The 17,174-nt window shown below is 68.4% G+C and carries 21 protein-coding genes; 6 read left to right on the top strand and 15 right to left on the bottom strand.

All coding sequences use genetic code 11. The features are described 5' to 3' along the window. The 9 genes from RIN43_RS03830 to RIN43_RS03790 all read right to left on the bottom strand — a co-directional run bounded on the left by RIN43_RS03830 (window position 1) and on the right by RIN43_RS03790 (window position 4,924). Window positions 1-756 carry an amino acid ABC transporter ATP-binding protein gene (locus tag RIN43_RS03830; RefSeq protein ID WP_309127556.1) on the bottom strand — a complete coding sequence of 252 codons (756 nt, stop codon included), beginning with the start codon at window positions 754-756 and terminating at the stop codon, window positions 1-3. Then, the gene (locus tag RIN43_RS03825) at window positions 753-1,544 is read right to left on the bottom strand and encodes an amino acid ABC transporter permease (RefSeq protein ID WP_309127555.1); all 792 of its coding nucleotides are present in this window, start codon (window positions 1,542-1,544) and stop codon (window positions 753-755) included. Before RIN43_RS03825 ends, RIN43_RS03830 begins: the two co-directional genes overlap by 4 nt. Window positions 1,545-1,565: 21 nt before the next feature. Continuing rightward, window positions 1,566-2,402 (bottom strand): transporter substrate-binding domain-containing protein, encoded by an 837-nt coding sequence (locus RIN43_RS03820; protein WP_309127554.1) that lies wholly within the window; start codon window positions 2,400-2,402, stop codon window positions 1,566-1,568. A 123-nt stretch (window positions 2,403-2,525) separates the two neighbouring features. Beyond that, window positions 2,526-2,828: a Dabb family protein gene (locus tag RIN43_RS03815; protein WP_309127553.1), complete on the bottom strand. Its 303-nt coding sequence runs from the start codon at window positions 2,826-2,828 to the stop codon at window positions 2,526-2,528. Then, window positions 2,825-3,088, bottom strand: coding sequence for a glutaredoxin family protein (locus RIN43_RS03810; protein ID WP_309127552.1), 264 nt, complete (start codon window positions 3,086-3,088; stop codon window positions 2,825-2,827). Before RIN43_RS03810 ends, RIN43_RS03815 begins: the two co-directional genes overlap by 4 nt. Continuing rightward, entirely contained in the window at window positions 3,085-3,378 is a 294-nt protein-coding gene (locus tag RIN43_RS03805) for a rhodanese-like domain-containing protein (RefSeq protein WP_309127551.1), read from the bottom strand. Before RIN43_RS03805 ends, RIN43_RS03810 begins: the two co-directional genes overlap by 4 nt. 75 nt (window positions 3,379-3,453) lie before the next feature. Further along, on the bottom strand, window positions 3,454-3,552 hold the full coding sequence (locus tag RIN43_RS03800; protein WP_003792170.1) for a 30S ribosomal protein bS22: 99 nt from the start codon (window positions 3,550-3,552) through the stop codon (window positions 3,454-3,456). A gap of 127 nt (window positions 3,553-3,679) precedes the next feature. Continuing rightward, the gene (locus RIN43_RS03795) at window positions 3,680-3,871 is read right to left on the bottom strand and encodes a helix-turn-helix domain-containing protein (RefSeq protein WP_309127550.1); all 192 of its coding nucleotides are present in this window, start codon (window positions 3,869-3,871) and stop codon (window positions 3,680-3,682) included. A gap of 123 nt (window positions 3,872-3,994) precedes the next feature. Further along, window positions 3,995-4,924: a TetR/AcrR family transcriptional regulator gene (locus tag RIN43_RS03790; protein WP_309127549.1), complete on the bottom strand. Its 930-nt coding sequence runs from the start codon at window positions 4,922-4,924 to the stop codon at window positions 3,995-3,997. A 103-nt stretch (window positions 4,925-5,027) separates the two neighbouring features. Between RIN43_RS03790 and RIN43_RS03785 the strand changes: the two genes are divergently transcribed. Then, window positions 5,028-5,945, top strand: coding sequence for an ATP-binding cassette domain-containing protein (locus tag RIN43_RS03785; protein WP_309127548.1), 918 nt, complete (start codon window positions 5,028-5,030; stop codon window positions 5,943-5,945). Next, window positions 5,942-6,757, top strand: coding sequence for an ABC transporter permease (locus tag RIN43_RS03780; protein WP_309127547.1), 816 nt, complete (start codon window positions 5,942-5,944; stop codon window positions 6,755-6,757). Before RIN43_RS03785 ends, RIN43_RS03780 begins: the two co-directional genes overlap by 4 nt. Window positions 6,758-6,760: 3 nt before the next feature. On the opposite strand, the gene RIN43_RS03775 is transcribed toward RIN43_RS03780, so the two are convergent. After that, complete coding sequence (locus RIN43_RS03775) at window positions 6,761-7,171, bottom strand: metalloregulator ArsR/SmtB family transcription factor (RefSeq protein ID WP_309127546.1); 411 nt, start codon at window positions 7,169-7,171, stop codon at window positions 6,761-6,763. Window positions 7,172-7,266: 95 nt separating this feature from the next. Between RIN43_RS03775 and RIN43_RS03770 the strand changes: the two genes are divergently transcribed. Next, window positions 7,267-8,685: a TrkH family potassium uptake protein gene (locus RIN43_RS03770; protein ID WP_375163704.1), complete on the top strand. Its 1,419-nt coding sequence runs from the start codon at window positions 7,267-7,269 to the stop codon at window positions 8,683-8,685. 1 nt (window position 8,686) lies between these two features. Beyond that, complete coding sequence (locus RIN43_RS03765) at window positions 8,687-9,349, top strand: potassium channel family protein (RefSeq protein ID WP_375163703.1); 663 nt, start codon at window positions 8,687-8,689, stop codon at window positions 9,347-9,349. 2 nt (window positions 9,350-9,351) lie between these two features. On the opposite strand, the gene proC is transcribed toward RIN43_RS03765, so the two are convergent. Beyond that, window positions 9,352-10,221, bottom strand: a complete 870-nt coding sequence (proC, locus tag RIN43_RS03760) for a pyrroline-5-carboxylate reductase (protein ID WP_309127543.1) — start codon at window positions 10,219-10,221, stop codon at window positions 9,352-9,354. A 98-nt stretch (window positions 10,222-10,319) separates the two neighbouring features. Here proC and RIN43_RS03755 point away from each other — a divergent pair, with 98 nt between their 5' ends. Next, window positions 10,320-10,655 carry a hypothetical protein gene (locus RIN43_RS03755; RefSeq protein ID WP_309127542.1) on the top strand — a complete coding sequence of 112 codons (336 nt, stop codon included), beginning with the start codon at window positions 10,320-10,322 and terminating at the stop codon, window positions 10,653-10,655. 41 nt (window positions 10,656-10,696) lie between these two features. On the opposite strand, the gene tadA is transcribed toward RIN43_RS03755, so the two are convergent. Then, window positions 10,697-11,152, bottom strand: coding sequence for a tRNA adenosine(34) deaminase TadA (tadA, locus tag RIN43_RS03750; RefSeq protein WP_309127541.1), 456 nt, complete (start codon window positions 11,150-11,152; stop codon window positions 10,697-10,699). A gap of 67 nt (window positions 11,153-11,219) precedes the next feature. On the opposite strand from tadA, the gene upp reads away from it, so the two are divergent. After that, complete coding sequence (upp, locus tag RIN43_RS03745; protein ID WP_309127540.1) at window positions 11,220-11,852, top strand: uracil phosphoribosyltransferase; 633 nt, start codon at window positions 11,220-11,222, stop codon at window positions 11,850-11,852. A 55-nt stretch (window positions 11,853-11,907) separates the two neighbouring features. On the opposite strand, the gene RIN43_RS03740 is transcribed toward upp, so the two are convergent. The 3 genes from RIN43_RS03740 to nadE all read right to left on the bottom strand — a co-directional run bounded on the left by RIN43_RS03740 (window position 11,908) and on the right by nadE (window position 17,174). Further along, on the bottom strand, window positions 11,908-12,675 hold the full coding sequence (locus RIN43_RS03740; RefSeq protein WP_309127539.1) for a hypothetical protein: 768 nt from the start codon (window positions 12,673-12,675) through the stop codon (window positions 11,908-11,910). A 33-nt stretch (window positions 12,676-12,708) separates the two neighbouring features. Next, window positions 12,709-16,224, bottom strand: a complete 3,516-nt coding sequence (locus RIN43_RS03735) for a TM0106 family RecB-like putative nuclease (RefSeq protein WP_309127538.1) — start codon at window positions 16,222-16,224, stop codon at window positions 12,709-12,711. A gap of 131 nt (window positions 16,225-16,355) precedes the next feature. Then, window positions 16,356-17,174, bottom strand: a complete 819-nt coding sequence (gene nadE, locus RIN43_RS03730) for an ammonia-dependent NAD(+) synthetase (protein WP_309127537.1) — start codon at window positions 17,172-17,174, stop codon at window positions 16,356-16,358.

The following is a 17,174-nucleotide window of genomic DNA, read 5'->3' as shown; positions in this document are numbered from 1 at the left end:
TCAGAGCACGCGCGACAGGAAGTCCTGTGTACGCGGATGCTGCGGGTTCGACAGCACCTCGCGCGGATCGCCCTGCTCGAGGATGTGCCCGCCGTCCATGAAGATCAGGCGAGACCCGACCTCGCGAGCGAAGCCCATCTCGTGCGTGACCACGAGCATGGTCATGCCCTCGTCGGCCAGTTCGCGCATCACCTGCAGCACTTCGCCGACGAGTTCGGGGTCGAGAGCGGAGGTGGGCTCGTCGAACAGCATCATGTCCGGGTTCATGCACAGCGCCCGCGCGATCGCGACGCGCTGCTGCTGACCGCCCGAGAGGTGGCTCGGGTAGGCATCGGCCTTCTCGGCGAGGCCCACCCGGTCGAGCATCTCGCGCGCGATGCGCTCGGCCTCATCCTTCGATCGCTTCTTCACACGCCGCTGGGCGATCGTGAGGTTGCCCAGCGCCGTCATGTGCGGGAACAGGTTGAAGCTCTGGAACACCATCCCGATGCGCTGTCGCACCCGGTCGATGTCGGTCTCCTCGTCGGTGATGTCGATGCCCTCGATGAGGATGCGGCCTCCGGTGGGCTCCTCAAGGAGATTCACCGATCGCAGCAGCGTCGACTTGCCCGAGCCCGACGGCCCGATGACGCACACCACCTCCCCCGCGGTGACGGTCAGGTCGATGCCCTGGAGCACCACGTTGTCGCCGAAGCTCTTGACCAGTCCCTGCACGTCGATGGCAGGAGCGTGCACGTCGATCATCTCGGTGGTCATCGTTCCCTCGCCATCCGTCGCTCCAGCCACGCGGTGAATCGCGTGAGCGGGATCGTCACAACCAGGTACAGCAGCGCCGCCATGATCAGCGGCGTCGCGTTCGCGTTCTGCGTCGAACCGTCGCGCGCGAAGGTCGTCAGCTCCTTCGACCAGATGAAGGACCCGGCGATGAACAGCAGCGACGTGTCCTTGAGCAGCAGCACGAACTCGTTGGTCAGCGGCGGGATCACGATGCGGAAGCCCTGGGGCAGCACGATCCAGAACATGGTCTTCATCGGTGACATGCCCAGCGAACGCGACGCCTCGGTCTGTCCCTTGGGCACGGCCTGGATCCCGGCGCGGATCACCTCCGCCATGTACGCGGACGCGACCAGGATCAGGCCGAGCAGCCCCGCGCCGACCGGGCCGCCCGGAACCTTGACACCCAGCGCGATCGGCAGGATGAAGGCCATCGCGAAGATGGTGAGCAGCGCCGGAAGGCCGCGGAACAACTCGATCCACGCGGTCGCGAACCACCGGAAGGGCGCGATGATCGACAGCTTCATGAGCGCGAACAGGATGCCGAGCAGCAGACCGCCGGCGAACGCGATCAGGGTGAACAGGATCGTGTTGCGGAGGGCGACGAGGATGATGTCAGGGAACATCTTCGCCGCGACCTCGGCGTTGAAGAACTGCCGCCCGATCGTCGGCCAATCAGCGGCCAGGGCCATCGCGACGACGGCCGCGATGAAGAGGGCGTACATACTGAACCGGTAGATGCGGCTCCGGGTGCGTCTGCGCAGCGCCATGGCGCCTCCTTGCCCTGCCGTTTACTCGGCGGTGAAGTAGGTGTCGTAGATCTCCTGGTACTCGCCGGAGTCGCGCAGCTCGGCGAGGGCATCGTTCACGGCCTCACGCAGAGCATCCTTCTCGCCCTTCGCGAAGGCGAAGCCGTACTGCTCGTCGGTCTCATACGTCTCGACGATCTTGTACGCGTCATCGGCCTTCTCGTGCTCGAGGTTCACCGGCTGGTCCTGCAGGATCGCCTCGATCTGGCCGGCCTGGATGGCCGGCCACAGCTCGCCGTCGGAAGGCAGCTGCAGCAGGTTCGCACCCGGCGCGTTCTCCTGCGCATAGGCCTCGCCCGTTGTTCCCTGCTGCACGCCCACATTCTTGCCGTCGAGGTCGTCGATGCTCTCGATCCCCGAGTCGACGCGCACCAGCAGCGACTGCAGCGAGTCGTAGTACGGGTCGGAGAAGTCGATGTTCGCCTTGCGCTCCTCGGTGATGGTCATCGCAGAGGCACCGAGGTCGCAGTCACCCGTGAGCAGCACGGTGCCAGACTGCAGCGCATCGAAGTTCACGTCCTGCACGGCGATCTCGAGGTCGAGCTTCTCGGCGATCGCAGCGAGCAGTTCGATGTCGAACCCGGTGTACCCGGTGCCGTTGTCGCCGCCTTCGAACTCGAAGGGAGGATAGGGGATGTCGGAGCAGGCGGTCAGCGTGCCCTCGTTCACCAGCCCGTAGTCGGCACCGGCATCGCCGCCGCCACCAGCCTGGCCGCCGTCACCACCGGCATCGTTGCCCCCACCGGCGCAGCCGGTGAGCGCGAGAACGGCGGTCGCCGCGATCGCGGCGCCGAAGAGAAGAGGACGACGGTTGTTCATGGTCACTCCTGCGGGACTGGGCTTTCAGCCGGGTACGGGTTGGGAATCATCTTGACACGACGCGGCAGGATGCGATGCACCGCCGGCCTTCGCACGGGTCACGGTTGGGTTGCAAGTCGCAGGTCAGAACTCGACGTCGACCGCCGCCCGAGCGGCCGCGACCGAGCGCACGTACGCCACGACCTCCTCATGAGCGGGGTGCACCTGGTACGCCTCGAGATCCACGACGGAATCGAACTCCGCGACCAGCACCGCATCCCAGTTCACGTCGGGATAGACCGCCTCGGCACCGACCGAGATCGACCGGAGCGTCGGCACCACGCCGTCGAGGGCGTTCAGGCGGCGGGCGACCTCTGCGGCCTGCGCGGCACGCTCTGCGGCGTCCGCTCCATTCATCTTCCACATCACCACGTGACGGATGCTCATCGGGTCGCCTCCTCGAGGGCGGAGCGCAGTCGCTCGGGTGAGACGCGCCAGTGCGCGTGCAGACGGTCGTCGATCAACACGACCGGGATCTTCTCCCACCACAGCTCGTACAGTGCGGGATCGTCGGCGATCGAGCGCTCCACGACCTCGATGCCATCGGCCGCGGCGTCGGGCAGCTCGGCGATGACCGCGTCGACGACCTCGGACGCGACGTCGCAGAGGTGGCAGTCGGGCTTGCCGATCAGCGTGAGAGTGGTCACTGCGCCACCGGGCGGCCCTGGGCGATCCATTCGCCGGTGCCTCCCTCGACGTTCGTCGCGTCGAAGCCGCGGGCCTCGAGCGCCTGCACGGCACGCGCGGAGCGACCGCCGACCTGGCAGATCACGTCGAAGGCCTCGGCGGGCAGCTCGCCCAGCCGTGCGCCGAGTTCGGACAGCGGCAGGTTCACGGCCCCCGGAACGTGCCCGGCAGCGAACTCGTCCCGTTCACGTACGTCGATGAGCGGCACGCCTGAGCGTCCGGCGAGCTGTTCGACGGTGATCGACTTCATGGTTTCCTCCTCGGCGTCGCGGCGCGCGCAGACACAAAGCGCCCGTCCGGAGACAGGCGCTCGGTGTCGTGCCGCTTACTTCTTGTTGCGGCGCTGGTGGCGAGTCTTGCGAAGCAGCTTGCGGTGCTTCTTCTTCGCCATGCGCTTGCGGCGCTTCTTGATGACAGAACCCACGGAAACCTCACTAAGTCAGGGGCTGGATGCCACGCGGTCGGACACCCGGGTACGGGCACGGAAAATGCCTCGGATGATTCTAGCAAACCCGCGGACCGTACCCGGACCACCGCTGCGCGAGGGCGCGTCAGCCGACGTCTGCGATCGGGCGTCGCAGGGCCTCGGTGACGGCCGACTCGGGCACGCGGTAACTGCGGCCGAACCGAATGGCCGGCAGCTCGCCGGAATGCACGAGCCGGTACACGGTCATCTTCGATACGCGCATCAGCTCGGCGACCTCCGCCACCGTCAGGAATCGAACGTCTTGGACATCGGGCATCCCCCGTACCCCTTTCTGCTGATGCACACTCTATGGGGTAGCTGGGACGCGTGTAAACCGCTGTGACCTGTGTGAGTGCTGAGGCGCACGCCGGCGTGGGCGCGGCGGCGCCGGGCAGGCACCTCAGGAATCGCGGCGGCCGCGCGCCGCGCGGTCCAGCGCGTCCTTGCGGGCCTGGCGCTCGATCTTGCGCGCATCACGCAGAGCCTTCTCGGCGTCCCGCACCGCCTTCTGCGCCTCGCGGTACTTCTTGTCGCCGGTGAGCTCTGCGGGGTCGAGGTCGACCCATCCCGGGGCCGCCGCGTGCGCGTCGCCCCGTTCGAGGGCGTCGATGTACATGCCGACGCCGTCGAGCAGACGCTCCATGGCGAAGCGGAACGGATCGTCGGCCGCGGTAAACACGCCCGCATCGATGGCTCTGCGGAGATGGGGGAACTCCTCCGCGACGATGACCCGATCGAAGAGCGCCGCTTCTTCGGCCGAGACCTCGTCCGCACTCAGCCCCTTCGTGCGCGCCTGGTCCGCGTATCCCGCCAGCACCATGCCGTACCAGCGCGCGTGACCGGTCATGGCCAGGGCGGTCGCCAGGCGCTCCGTCTCCGAGAGCGGCGTCGCGGCGAGCGCCTCGAGGCCAGCGTCGATCCAAGCCGAGCTGTTGGGGGTGATCGGCGATCCGGTGATGGGCAGCGACAGGATCCACGGATGGCGCAGGTAGATGAGCACCTGCGCCTCGAACAGCGCGCGCAGCCTGTCGCGCCAGCCCTCGTGCTCACGATGCTCCTCGGGCGGCAGACCTGTCGCCTGCTCCTGCATGAGCAGCAGAAGGTCGTCCTTCGCGCTGACGTAACGGTACAGAGACATCGGCGTGAAGCCCAGCTTTGCGGCGACTGCGGCCATCGAGACGGCACCGAGTCCGTCGGCATCGGCCAGTTCGACGGCGGCGTCGACGATCCGCTCCACGCTCATCTCGCGCTTCGGCCCGCGCTGCGGGTTCGCGGCGACACCCCACGCCAGTGCGATGCCCCTGGGGAGCTCGGGAAGTTCCTCGGCCATGCCGACATCCTACTTCTGTTTATTTGATAAACCGTGTGCTATGGTCATACACAATTGTATCTGGCATACACAGTTTATGACCTCCACAGAAAGGACAAGACCCATGACCGCAGTCGCGATCGACGTCAGGGACCTCCGCAAGCGCTTCGGCGATCACACCGTCATCGACGGGATCGACCTCACGGTCGCCCGCGGAGAGGTCTTCGCTCTGCTCGGCCCCAACGGGGCGGGCAAGACGACGACCATCAACATCCTCACCACGCTCACGCGAGCGGACTCGGGCTCGGTGCACGTCGCCGGATTCGACGTGCGCACCCATCCCGTCGCCGTCCAGCAGCGGATCAGCCTCACCGGCCAATCGGCTGCCGTGGACGACGCGCTGACCGCCACCGAGAACGTCGTGATGTTCGCAAGGCTCTCCGGCCTGACTCCACGAGCCGCGAAGCGTCGCTCAGCAGAGCTCATCGAGCGATTCGGGCTCACCGAAGCCGCCTCCCGCCTGGTGCGCACCTACTCCGGAGGCATGCGGCGCAGACTCGATCTTGCGCTCAGCTTCGTCGTGACCCCCGAGGTGCTGTACCTCGACGAGCCCACGACAGGCCTCGACACAAGAAGCCGCCGCGACCTGTGGCAGATCATCCGCTCTCTGGCGGATGCCGGCACCACGGTGTTCCTCACCACGCAGTACCTCGAAGAGGCCGATCAGCTGGCAGACCGTATCGCCGTGCTGCACGACGGGCGCATCGCCGCGCTCGGCACCGCGACCGAGCTGAAGGCCCGCGTCGGCGGAGACACGGTCGAGGTCCATGACGAAGCCGGTGAGTTGCTGCGACGGATCCCGACCGACGGAACGCTGTCCGATCTGCGCCGAGCCCTCGATCAGCTCGACGAACAGGGCGCGAAGGGAACCGTGACGCTGCACCGCCCGACCCTCGACGACGTGTTCCTCGCACTGACCGAATCCGACCGTTCCCGCGCCGACCGTCTCGTCGGCGCCGCATCCGCCAAGGAGTCCGCATGACCGCCATCACCACCGCGCCGACGGCGCCCTCCGTCCCCGCAGCCCGCCCGCGGCTGCGCGGCGCCACCGCCGAGCTCGTCTTCGTCGGCCGCAGCCTGCGCCACTCGATCCGCGACGGCGAATCGCTGCTCATGGCGATCATGCTGCCCGTGATGCTCATGCTCATGTTCACCTGGGTCTTCGGCGGGGCGATCGACCCCTCCGGCGCCTACGTCGACTACGTCGTGCCCGGCATCATCCTCACCTGCGCCGGATTCGGCGCGGCCTCCACGGCCGTCTATGTCGCCAACGACATGCGCACCGGCATCATCGACCGCTTCCGCACCATGCCGCTGCGTGCAGGTGCCGTGCTCACCGGCCACGTCGTGGCGAGCCTCATCCGGAACCTCGTGGCGACCGCGATCGTGATCGGCGTCGGCGTGCTCGTCGGCTTCCGGCCCACCGCGACTCCGGGCGAGTGGGTACTGACGGCCGCGCTGATCGCCCTCTACATCCTGGCGATCACGTATCTCTTCGCCGCCATCGGTCTCGCCGCGGGCTCGCCCGAGGGCGCGAACGGCTACGGCTTCGTCCTGCTGTTCCTGCCCTACCTCTCGAGCGCCTTCGTGCCCGTCGAGAGCATGCCGGACTGGCTGCGCCCGGTCGCCGAGCATCAGCCGATCACTCCCATCGTCGAAAGCATCCGTTCGCTTCTGATGGGGTCGACGGTCGACTCGGAGCCGGTCTGGGCCGTGATCTGGTGCGTGCTCATCCTCGCCATCGCCGTGGCGTGGGGCGCGTGGCTCTTCCGCCGCAAGGCGGGAAGACGGTGACGTTCAGCGACGCTTGAACGCGTTCGCCATCACGTGCTTTGCGGATGCCGCGGCGCGGCCGACCACCTCGGCCGCGTGCGCGGCTCCGTCGGGCAGCGGTGCGAACGGGATGTCGATGTCGGGCGCCTGATCGCCGTACGCATCCACGAGGAACGGCACCAGCCAGTCGTCGACCGTCTCGAGCGGAGCCACCGACAGGCTGTAGAACCGACGCTGGCCGTCTTCGCGCACCGTCACCAGCTCTGCATCGCGCAGCACCTTCAGATGCTTCGACACCGTCGGCTGGCTGATGCCGAGTTCGCTGACGATCTCGGTCACGCTCGTGCCGGCATCGCTCTCCGTCGAGCGGCCCAGCAGGAGCTGCAGGATGTCCCGCCTCGTGCCGTCCGCGATCACGTCGAAGATGTCGGTCATGCCATCAGGGTAGTCGGCGCGCGGGCGGAGTACCATGACGGAGGTTCGGTGAAAGGTCGTCGGCGGTTGACTGAGGGAGGACGATGTCGGGCATGATGTCGGCGTCCGCCCCCGGCGGCGGGTTCGGGCGGCTGGGGCACTCGGTCCGGCACGTGGTGACATCGTCGCCCTCGCGCTTCGTGATCGTCATCTTCGCCGCGCTGATCCTGCTGTTCACCGCACTGCTCTCCCTGCCCATCTCCTCGGCTTCGGGCACGGTCACGCCGCTGAGCGACGCGCTCTTCACCGCGATGTCGACCATCTGCGTCACCGGACTCTCCACGGTCGACATGAGCAGCCACTGGTCGCCGTTCGGCAACGTGCTGATCTTCATCGGCGTGAACATCGGCGGTATGGGCGTGCTGACCCTCGCCTCGCTGATGGGCCTGGTCATCTCCAAGCGGCTGGGTCTGCGCGCGAAGCTCCTCGCCGCCGGTGACACCAACCCGATGCGCGCCCACGGCGGCCCGGTCAACGAGAGCCAGACCGTGCGATTGGGAGAGGTCGGCCAGCTGCTGACCACCGTCGCGCTGTCGACGCTGGTGATCGAGGGCGTGGTCGCCGTGCTGCTGTACCCCGCGCTCATCTGGACCGGCATCGACCCGTTCGCCGCTCTGTGGGAGGCGCCGTACTACGCCGCGATGTCGTTCACGAACACCGGCTTCACGCCGAACGCCGGCGGAGTGACCGTCTTCGCCGATGACTACCTCGTGCTGACCATCCTGATGATCAGCGTCTTCCTGGGCAGCATCGGCTTCCCCGTCATCTACACGCTCGCCAAGCACGCCTGGCACGTGAAGCGCTGGTCGCTGCACACCAAACTCACGCTCATCACGACGGCTCTGCTGTTCGTGGCCGGCGCCGGGGTCTTCCTCCTGCTGGAGTTCGACAATCCCGTCACGTTCGGCTCGATGGACGCCGGCGAGACGACGATGAACGCGCTCTTCCTCTCGGCGATGACCCGTTCGGGCGGCTTCAACGTGATCGACATGGCCGACCTGAACGGCTCCTCGATGCTGGTCGCCTGCATGCTCATGTTCGTGGGCGGCGGTTCCGCATCCACCGCCGGCGGCATCAAGGTGACGACGCTCGCGGTGCTGGCCATCGCCGTCTGGTCGGAGGCGAAGGGGCGCCAGTCGGTCGAGGCCTTCGGCCGCCGCATCCCCTCCGATGTGCAGCGCGTCGCGCTCTCGGTCGTCGCGTGGGGCGCAACGATCGTCGCCGTGTCGACCGTGATCATCGCCCAGATCACGAAGGCCGACATCATCGACGTGCTGTTCGACGTGATCTCCGCCTTCGGCACCGTCGGGCTCACCTCCGGCCTGACCGCCGAGCTGCCCGACTCCGCCAGCTACGTGATGGCCGTGACCATCTTCATGGGCCGCGTTGGTACAGTGACTCTCGCCGCGGCGGTCGCCGCGACCTCCCGTTCGCAGCTGTACTCGCTGCCCGTCGAAAGGCCGATCGTTGGTTGAGATGGTGCGGGGCGACGCCCCGGTGCTCGTCATCGGACTCGGACGCTTCGGCGCGGCGTGCGCCGGGGAGCTCGACCGGCTCGACCGCGAGGTGCTCGCGATCGACGAGGACCTCGGCCTGGTGCAGAAGTGGTCAGAGCGGGTCACCCACACCGTGCAGGCCGATGCGCGCAACATCGACGCCCTGAGGCAGATCGGCGCCCAGGACTTCCAGGTCGCGGTCGTCGCCGTCGGTTCACTGATCGAGGCGTCCGTGCTGATCACCGCGAACCTCGTCGACCTCAAGGTGCCGCAGATCTGGGCGAAGGCCGTCTCGCAGTCGCACGGCAAGATCCTCGCCCGCGTCGGCGCCAACCACGTCATCTATCCCGAGCGCGAGGCCGGCGAGCGCGTCGCGCACCTCGTCAGCGGGCGGATGCTCGACTTCATCCGCTTCGACGACGACTTCGTGCTGGCCAAGATGTACCCGCCGAAGTTCATCCGCGGCATCGGGTTGAACGAGTCCGGTGTGCGCACCAAGTACAACGTGACCGTGGTGGGTGTGAAGAGTCCGGGCAAGCCCTTCCGCTATGCCGAGGCCACCACCGTGGTCACCAACCACGATCTGATCATTGTGTCGGGCACGAACAGCGACATCGAGCGCTTCGCCGGCCTCGACCGCTGAGCTCAGCCGCCGGCGGCGAGCTCCCTGGCGCGGGCGAGCGCCGCTGCGGTCGCGCGCGCGAACACGTCGTCGAGCCGCGCCTCCTGCAGCACGGCCACGGCACGCTCGGTGGTGCCCTTGGGGCTCGTCACGCGACGGCGCAGCTCTGCCGGATCCTCACCGGATGCGGCGAGCAGAGCGGATGCCCCGATGAACGTCTGCTCTGCCATGAGGCGCGCATCGCCCTCCGAGAATCCCATGCCGACGGCGGCCTTGGTCAGTTCCTCGATGAGCAGGAACACGTAGGCGGGGCCCGATCCGGAGACGGTGGACAGCGGGTCGATCTGCGATTCGGGCAACTCGATGACGGCGCCCACGGTCTCGAACAGTGCGCGGACGAGCGCGACATCCTCTGCGGACGCGGCGGGTCCCGCCGCGATGCCGGTGACCGCTTTGCCGACGGTGGCTGGAGTATTCGGCATCGAGCGGATCGTGCTGGCCCGCTCCCCCAGCGCGTCGGCGAAAGTGGCGAGCGTCACACCGGCGGCCAGGCTCACGACGATCGCATCATCGCGCAGGACGGGGGCGATCTCGCGCAGCAGGTCGGGAACCATCGCCGGCTTCACGCCCACGAGCACGATGCGCGCCGATGCGGCGGCATCCGTGTTCCCCGCCGGATCGTCGGCGAGCGCGATGCTGCGCACGCCGTCGACACCCGCGAGCGTCTGCGCCTTCTCGGCCGAGCGATTGGTCGCGACGATGCCGCCATGCCGGATGCCGGACGCGACCACGCCCTGAAGGATCGCGCCTCCCATCGACCCCGCACCGAGGAACGCCAACGCCGGCAGTGTGGTGGAGGTCGGAACCGAGGAACGAGCGAGTGAATCGGCCATCCCTCCATCCTAGGAACTCGCTCCGCCGCATCCTAGGAAGTCGCTCGGCGTCAGGGGGTCGCGGCTCCTCTCGGGCCGTGGCCGCGTAGACTCGCGGCATGAGCGCATCGGGTGACAGCAATCAGACACCTTCGGCGTCGGAAGACGACTACGGGCTGATCGTCGACGCCATCATCGGCTGCGACGGCGTGCAGAAGATCATCCAGCTCCGCACGCTTCAGCTCGACTCCGACGATCTGCTCATCGCCGCCAAGGTCGCCCTCGTCGACGACGTCACGGTGCGCGCCGCAGCCGACCAGATCGACGTGATCAAGACGCGCATCCGCGCCGCGGTGCCTGCGGCATCCTCGATCTACATCGAGCCCGATGTCTACCGGCCCGGCATCGACCCCGCTCCCCCCACGGACGTCTTCGTCCTGAAGTCGGCCGACTGAGCCGATCCGCGGCCGGTGCAAGCCGGGTGGAAGTCGGAACGTCAGCGACGGGATTCGAAGAAGTCACGCAGCAGGGTTGCTGCTGCATCCGCCTGCACCCCGCCGACGACCTCGGCGCGGTAGGGAAGCCGCCTGTCGCGCAGCACGTCGTACATGGACCCGGCCGCCCCGGCCTTGTCGTCCCAGCCGCCGAAGACCACCCGGCCGATCCGCGACTGCAGGACGGCCCCCGCGCACATGACGCACGGTTCGAGGGTGACGACGAGCGTGTGCCCTTCCAGGTTCCACGAGCCGAGCGACGCCGCCGCGGCGCGCAACGCCACGATCTCGGCGTGCCCCGTCGGGTCATGGCTCTGCTCGCGCAGGTTCCGCCCCTCACCGACGATCCTCCCGGTCGGATCGAGCACGACCGCGCCGACCGGCACGTCGCCCTCCGCGCCGGCCTCGGCGGCGAGCTCCAGTGCTCGACCCATCGCCCTGCCGTCTGCCGCGTTCATGGAACCTCCCGACGGTCGAGCCTAGCCCGCTGTACGAGATGCGTCCCGAGCCAAGTAGCCTGTATCCATGCGCGTTCATGTGGCCGACCACCCTCTCATCACCCACAAGCTCACGGTGCTGCGTGATGAGAAGACACCGTCGCCCGTGTTCCGTCAGCTCACCGAGGAGCTCGTGACGCTTCTCGCCTATGAGGCGACCCGCGGCGTGAAGGTGGCGCCCGTCGAGATCCAGACGCCCGTCACCAAGACCATGGGGGTGAAGATCGCCGAGCCTCGCCCGATCGTCGTGCCGATCCTGCGCGCGGGACTCGGGATGCTGGAGGGCCTGGTCAAGCTGATCCCCACGGCCGAGGTCGGCTTCCTCGGCATGGTGCGCGATGAGGAGACGTTCGAGCCGACCACCTATGCCGAGCGACTGCCAGATGACCTCAGCGACCGCCAGTGCTTCGCGATCGACCCGATGCTGGCAACCGGCGGTTCGCTCGGCGCTGCGATCCAGTTCCTCTTCGACCGCGGCGCCAAGGATGTCACAGCGATCTGCCTGCTGGGCACGCCGGAGGGCGTCGCAGCGATCGAGGAGCTCGTCGGCGACCAGGACGTCACTCTCGTGCTGGGCGCTCTCGACGAGGGCCTGAACGAGAAGGGCTATATCGTCCCCGGTCTCGGCGACGCCGGCGACCGGCTCTACGGCACCGTCTGATCGGAGCCTGGGCGGCATCGATGGATGCTGCGGACGCTGCGACTCCGGTGAGCGCTCAGACGATCAACGTGTAGCCGCGCTCGTCTCCGAGGTGTTCGAACCCGGCGCGCTGCAGGATCGGCGCGGACGTCGTGACCCGGCCCTTCACGAGCGCGGTCCTGGCGCCGAGCGCCGCGCCGATGCGCAGCCGTTCGGCGAGCACCGCGCGATAGGCGCCCTTCCCTCGCGCCTCCGGCAGCGTGGCCGCGCCCCAGAGCCGCACGAAGCCGTCCGCCATCGTGCAGCCGCCGGTGCTGACGGCGGCACCGTCGATCCGGGCGATTACGCGCGCCCCCTGCCCCTCGATCAGTCCGGTCGTCACCTCGGCGTGCTCGTCGCGCAGGCCGTCCTCGTCGAGCGGCTCCTGCTCCCACACCGGGACGTTGATCGCGTCGACCTCGCGGACCTGGTCCACGGTGCGTACGATCTCGGCCGACACTCCCGCAGGGACGTCGATCGGATCTCCTGCGACGGGGCGGGCGAGCACCGCCACCGTGTCGATGTGCTCGGCACCGCGGCGGCGGAGCTCGGCCTCAAGATCGGGCCGGTCGGATGCGTTGGTCCAGAAGGTCAGCCGCGACTCGCCCCAAGAACGGGTCTGCTCGATCGCATGGTCGAGAACCGCCGCAGCATCCAGCGCCGAGTCGACCTGAGAGGCTTTGACGCCTCCACCGAAGCGCGCCGGGTAGCGGACCAGCTGCAGCTCCGCTCTGTGCTGTTCGCATCCACGCGGGAACCAGACCCAGGCCGCCGAGGCGCGGAGGACGTCATCGAGCGAGTGCATGCTAGCAACGTAGCACCGTGATGGGGCGTGTCGTCAAACCCTGTCCGCACCGACCAGTCGCGCGAAGGCGCTGAGCCGCGCGACGCCCTCGGGAGTCCAGGGCAGGTCGTCCAGCAGCGCCGGCGAGTGGATGAGGTAGGCCACGCTCTTCGCACGGGAGATGGCCACGTTCAGCCGGTTCTGCAGCAGCAGGAACTCGGGGCCGCGCGGTGCGTCGCGCCCGCTGGATGCCGCAAGCGACGTGATCGACACGACCGCCTCCTTGCCCTGGAAGTTGTCGACGGTGCCGACCGCCACACCCCCGAAACCGGCGGCCTCGAGCTCGTCGTGGATGAGCTGCTTCTGCGCGTTGTACGGTGCGACCACGATGATGTCTCCCTCGCCGAGGGGGCGAGGGACGGCGTCCCCGTCGCGGTACGTCCGGCCGAGCAGGTCACGGACGATGCGGACGACCTCTGCAGCCTCTTCGGGAGACTGCGTGGCATTGCCGCGGTGCCGCACCGGCAGCACGTGCAGCCCGGGCTCGATGCCCTCGACGATCCGCTCCTCGGTGCAGGGCTCGGAGGAGAGCTGTCCGGCGTAGGACAGGGTCGAGACCGGTGCTGCGACGGCGGGGTGCATGCGCCATGAACGGTCGAGGAAGTAGCCGTGTGCGGGGTCGATCACGGCTGCGCCCGCCATGACCCAGCCGAGGGCGGAGGTGTCCACCGGCTCGGGATGCGTTCCCTGACTCACCTGCGGCAGCTGCTGCGGATCACCGAGCAGCAGCAGTCGCTTGGCGCCGGCCGCGACGGCGATCGTCGAGGCGAGCGAGAACTGGCCGGCTTCGTCGATGACGAGCAGGTCGAGGCCCTGACGGTCTACGCGCCGCGTGTTGCTGAAATCCCAGGCCGTGCCGCCGACGACGGCGCCCTCGCCTTCGTGCTCGGAGAGGAAGGCGGCCATGCCGTCCTTCCGCAGCGAAGTGTAGGAGCGCTCGGCGTCGTCGCCGTTCTTCGGCGCCTTGGCGACCTGTGACGCGGGCACACCGTCGGCGACGACCCGATCGAGCAGGTTCTCGACGATGGCGTGCGACTGTGCAACGACGCCGACGGTGAAGCCATGCTCGCGCACGAGCCGTGCGATCACCTGCGACCCGGTGTAGGTCTTGCCCGTGCCGGGAGGCCCCTGCACCGCGACGTAGCTGCGATCGAGGTCGAGGACGCCGCGCACGATCGCGTCGATCTTGTCGTCGCCCGCCGGCGGCAGCGGTGCGCCGGAAAGGGTGCGTGGTACGGAGCGACGCAGGATGTCGGATGCGGCGTCTTCAGGGAACCCGGGCGCAGCCTGATGCACGGTGGCCGCCCACTCCTCGATGGCTCCCTGCTGCGAGGCGACGTTGGGCGGGGCGGCCGGCGCCAGGGCCACGGGCAGCTCGTCCCAGATCTGGCCCTGCACCGTGCGTTCGCGCACGAGGTAGCCGTCATCGAGGACCCCGACGATCTCGACCTCGTGCGGCACGTGGATCACCCGCGACGGCGTATTCGCGTCGAAGGGCGCGGGAACGCCGTACAGCGCGAACGGTCGACCGCCCACTCCGAGCGTGCTGCCAGGGGCCACCTCTCCGCGCAGGCGCAGGATGCGTGTCTGCGTCCGCTGCCCCTCAGCGATGCCCCAGTCCTCATCGACGCCGCTGACTGCGGGATCGATGCGCAGCACGTCCCTCGTCGATTCCCAGATGGACGCGGGTTCGCGCAGTCGCTGGAAATGACCCTGCCAGAAACTCTTGGCCTCGCGCGGGAAGTAGTCGATCGCCGCGGCCGCGACCCGGAAGACCTCCCCGTCGCGACCCACGCGCTCGGCGTGCTGCGCCTCAGCCTGCAGAGCCAGGCTCAGCGGTGACGGCTCGTACGCGCGGGTCTCCGGGTCGTCGGGCGGCGCCGGCAGCACCCCCTCCTGGCGGGCCAGCCCGATGAGCCAGTCGCGCAGCCTCCGCGTCGAGACGCAGTCGTAACGGTTGTAGTCGGCGAGATCGTCGAGGACGCTGCGCGCCTCGGCATCCGCCCCCGCTGCGAGGAGCGTGCGCGCCTGCACGTACTTGACGATCGAGTCGTCGCCCTTCTGCACGTCGCTCGTACGCACCTCGTCGCCCATGTACAGCGGCTCGAGCTTCTTGATCGAGTAGGAACGCGACCCGACCCGCACCGAGCGCAGGACGATCGGGTACAGGTCAACGAAGACGCCCTCGCGCAGCAGCCGGTCGACATCCGCCTCGCCCACTCCATGCCGTGCTGCCATAGCCGAGAGGTGCGTCACCTCGTACGGCGCGTAATGGTAGATATGCATGTCGGGATGCGTCTGGCGGCGCAGCTTGACGAAGGCAAGGAAGTCCAGCAGCGCCTGCTTCTCGTCGGCGAAGCTGTGCGCCCACAGGGCGGTGTACTGTTCGGCGTTGTCGATCCAGCCGAACAGGTAGTCGATGCCCCAGCTCGGGCTTTCACCCGAGCCTCCGACGGGTTCGGTGTACAGCGGATCACCCTCGAAGTCGAAGAAGATGTCGCCGCGGCTGGGGCGAGGCATCAGTCCGATCGCATTGGGCGAGACGAGCTCGAACGGCGGAGCGTCATGCGCATCGGCGGGCGCCCCCAGCTGAAGCCGCGCCTGGGCGCGCAGCGCGGAGAAGGTGTCGGGGTTCATCCCCTCCGGCGCCTGGGGCGCGGCTGCGAGGTCGTCGATGGTGAGCACGCCGTCGGCGCGCAACCTCTGACGCTGCACGGGTCGCATGCGAGCGACGAGCAGCAGATCTCGGTGCGCTGTGACCTGCTCGTCGCAGGTGGCGCACCTGCCGCACGCGTTGATCTGCAGATCGCCGCGGTCGTCGCCCCAGGCGAGCGGGGCGCCGGACGCTCCGGCGTCGATGTCACGGTCGGCGATGAGCGCACGCAAGCGCGAGCGCCGCACGTGGAAGAGCGGCAGAAGGTCGGAGACTTGGTGCGTGCTGACGCTCCCGTCGCCGAGGATCAGGTCCACCTCGTCGGCCCTCGGGATGCCGAGACGATCCAGCTGGTCGACATAGGCCGCCAACTGCATCAGGGCGGTGACGCGCGCGGTGCGGGCGAGCTTCGTGTCCTGCACCCGCCAGCGGCCGTCGGTCTCGCCTGGCAGCAGTTCGTCACGCAGGAGAAAGTCGGCGAACCCGACGAACTCGTCGGTCGCGAAGGCGGCCTGGAAGACGACGGATGCTGCGGAGCGCAGCGCTCTCTCGGTCTCGGCCACGGCCTCGCCGAGCGCATCGGCGTCCGCCGAAGACACCTTGGGCAGCTCGACGACACCGTGCCCTCCGTCGACCGCGCGGCCGAGGTCGGCGATGTACTGGGCGAGCACAGCGCGTTCGTGCACGTCGCCCAGTTCGGCGGCGCGGGCCAGCGTGGCGTCTTCGGGCTCTTCGACAGCGGGGACCCTGCCGAGTTTCGCGTCGAGCGCTCGCGCCCAGGCGAACTCGCATTCGGCCGCCAGTTTCAGGTCGCTGGCGCTCCACACCACACGATTCTCGGCTGCGATGACCCGCACGGCGCCCCTCTCTCTTGCCCTGCATCGACACTATCCGCGGGCACGGACATCCCCGACCGGGCGCCCGGTCAATCCGCGAAGGGTCTCGACGCCTGGAGACCTCTGCGAAAGAGCGGCGTGCCGCGAGGGGCTCAGCGCCACCAGCTGTCGGCCGGGGTGACCGGCAGGTGCCTCTTGTGCCTGGTGGCCAGATACCTCGACTCGATGCGGGCGGCCACGTCGGCGGCGACCTCTTCACCCTCGAGGTAGTCGTCGATCTGCTCGTAGGTCAGACCCAGCTCATCCTCGTCCGCACGGCCGGGCTGACCGTCGAGCAGGTCGGCGGTCGGCACCTTCAGATAGAGCCGCTCGGGCGCGCCCAGATGCTTCAGCATCGCGCGTCCCTGCCGCTTGGTGAGTCCGGCGAGCGGCAGGATGTCGGCCGCTCCGTCGCCGAACTTCGTGTAGAAGCCGGTCACCGCCTCGGCGGCATGATCGGTGCCGATCACGAGCAGCCCCTCGTGCCCGCCCAGGGCGTACTGCGTGACCATGCGCAGACGGGCCTTGATGTTGCCGCGGTTGAAGTCACTGATGTCCCCCACGCCTGCCTGTTCGATGTCGGTCTCGATCCCGTCGACGCCATGCTGGATGTTGACCTCGATCGACCGGTCACCGGCGATGAAGTCGAGGGCCGCCTCCGCGTCGGCGGCATCCGCCTGGACACGGTACGGCAGACGCACGCCGACGAAGGTCGCCTCCGCCCCTTCGGCGCGCACCCGTTCGACGGCGAGCTGCGCGAGCCTGGCGGCGAGGGTGGAGTCCTGGCCGCCGGAGACTCCGAGCACGAAGCCCTTCGCACCTGAGACGCGCAGATAGTCGACGAGGAAGCCGATCCTCGCTTCGATCTCCGCCGCGGGATCGATGTCGGCACGAACGCCCAGGTCGTCGGCGATCTGCTGCTGCATACTCAT

Source organism: Microbacterium sp., from assembly GCF_031178445.1.
Lineage (GTDB): Bacteria > Actinomycetota > Actinomycetes > Actinomycetales > Microbacteriaceae > Microbacterium.
This window is presented reverse-complemented; position numbering and strand designations above follow the sequence as displayed.

What these genes read in the sequence shown, in the direction of transcription:
- RIN43_RS03765 (WP_375163703.1), top strand. Translation starts at nt 8,687, where the DNA reads ATGGTGCGGGGCGACGCCCCGGTGCTCGTCATCGGACTCGGACGCTTC.
- RIN43_RS03815 (WP_309127553.1), bottom strand. Translation starts at nt 2,828, where the DNA reads ATGAGCATCCGTCACGTGGTGATGTGGAAGATGAATGGAGCGGACGCC.
- RIN43_RS03740 (WP_309127539.1), bottom strand. Translation starts at nt 12,675, where the DNA reads ATGCACTCGCTCGATGACGTCCTCCGCGCCTCGGCGGCCTGGGTCTGG.
- RIN43_RS03805 (WP_309127551.1), bottom strand. Translation starts at nt 3,378, where the DNA reads ATGAAGTCGATCACCGTCGAACAGCTCGCCGGACGCTCAGGCGTGCCG.
- RIN43_RS03780 (WP_309127547.1), top strand. Translation starts at nt 5,942, where the DNA reads ATGACCGCCATCACCACCGCGCCGACGGCGCCCTCCGTCCCCGCAGCC.
- RIN43_RS03785 (WP_309127548.1), top strand. Translation starts at nt 5,028, where the DNA reads ATGACCGCAGTCGCGATCGACGTCAGGGACCTCCGCAAGCGCTTCGGC.
- tadA (WP_309127541.1), bottom strand. Translation starts at nt 11,152, where the DNA reads ATGAACGCGGCAGACGGCAGGGCGATGGGTCGAGCACTGGAGCTCGCC.
- RIN43_RS03755 (WP_309127542.1), top strand. Translation starts at nt 10,320, where the DNA reads ATGAGCGCATCGGGTGACAGCAATCAGACACCTTCGGCGTCGGAAGAC.
- upp (WP_309127540.1), top strand. Translation starts at nt 11,220, where the DNA reads ATGCGCGTTCATGTGGCCGACCACCCTCTCATCACCCACAAGCTCACG.
- nadE (WP_309127537.1), bottom strand. Translation starts at nt 17,174, where the DNA reads ATGAGTATGCAGCAGCAGATCGCCGACGACCTGGGCGTTCGTGCCGAC.
- RIN43_RS03820 (WP_309127554.1), bottom strand. Translation starts at nt 2,402, where the DNA reads ATGAACAACCGTCGTCCTCTTCTCTTCGGCGCCGCGATCGCGGCGACC.
- RIN43_RS03830 (WP_309127556.1), bottom strand. Translation starts at nt 756, where the DNA reads ATGACCACCGAGATGATCGACGTGCACGCTCCTGCCATCGACGTGCAG.
- RIN43_RS03795 (WP_309127550.1), bottom strand. Translation starts at nt 3,871, where the DNA reads ATGCCCGATGTCCAAGACGTTCGATTCCTGACGGTGGCGGAGGTCGCC.
- RIN43_RS03770 (WP_375163704.1), top strand. Translation starts at nt 7,267, where the DNA reads ATGTCGGCGTCCGCCCCCGGCGGCGGGTTCGGGCGGCTGGGGCACTCG.
- proC (WP_309127543.1), bottom strand. Translation starts at nt 10,221, where the DNA reads ATGGCCGATTCACTCGCTCGTTCCTCGGTTCCGACCTCCACCACACTG.
- RIN43_RS03825 (WP_309127555.1), bottom strand. Translation starts at nt 1,544, where the DNA reads ATGGCGCTGCGCAGACGCACCCGGAGCCGCATCTACCGGTTCAGTATG.
- RIN43_RS03775 (WP_309127546.1), bottom strand. Translation starts at nt 7,171, where the DNA reads ATGACCGACATCTTCGACGTGATCGCGGACGGCACGAGGCGGGACATC.
- RIN43_RS03790 (WP_309127549.1), bottom strand. Translation starts at nt 4,924, where the DNA reads ATGGCCGAGGAACTTCCCGAGCTCCCCAGGGGCATCGCACTGGCGTGG.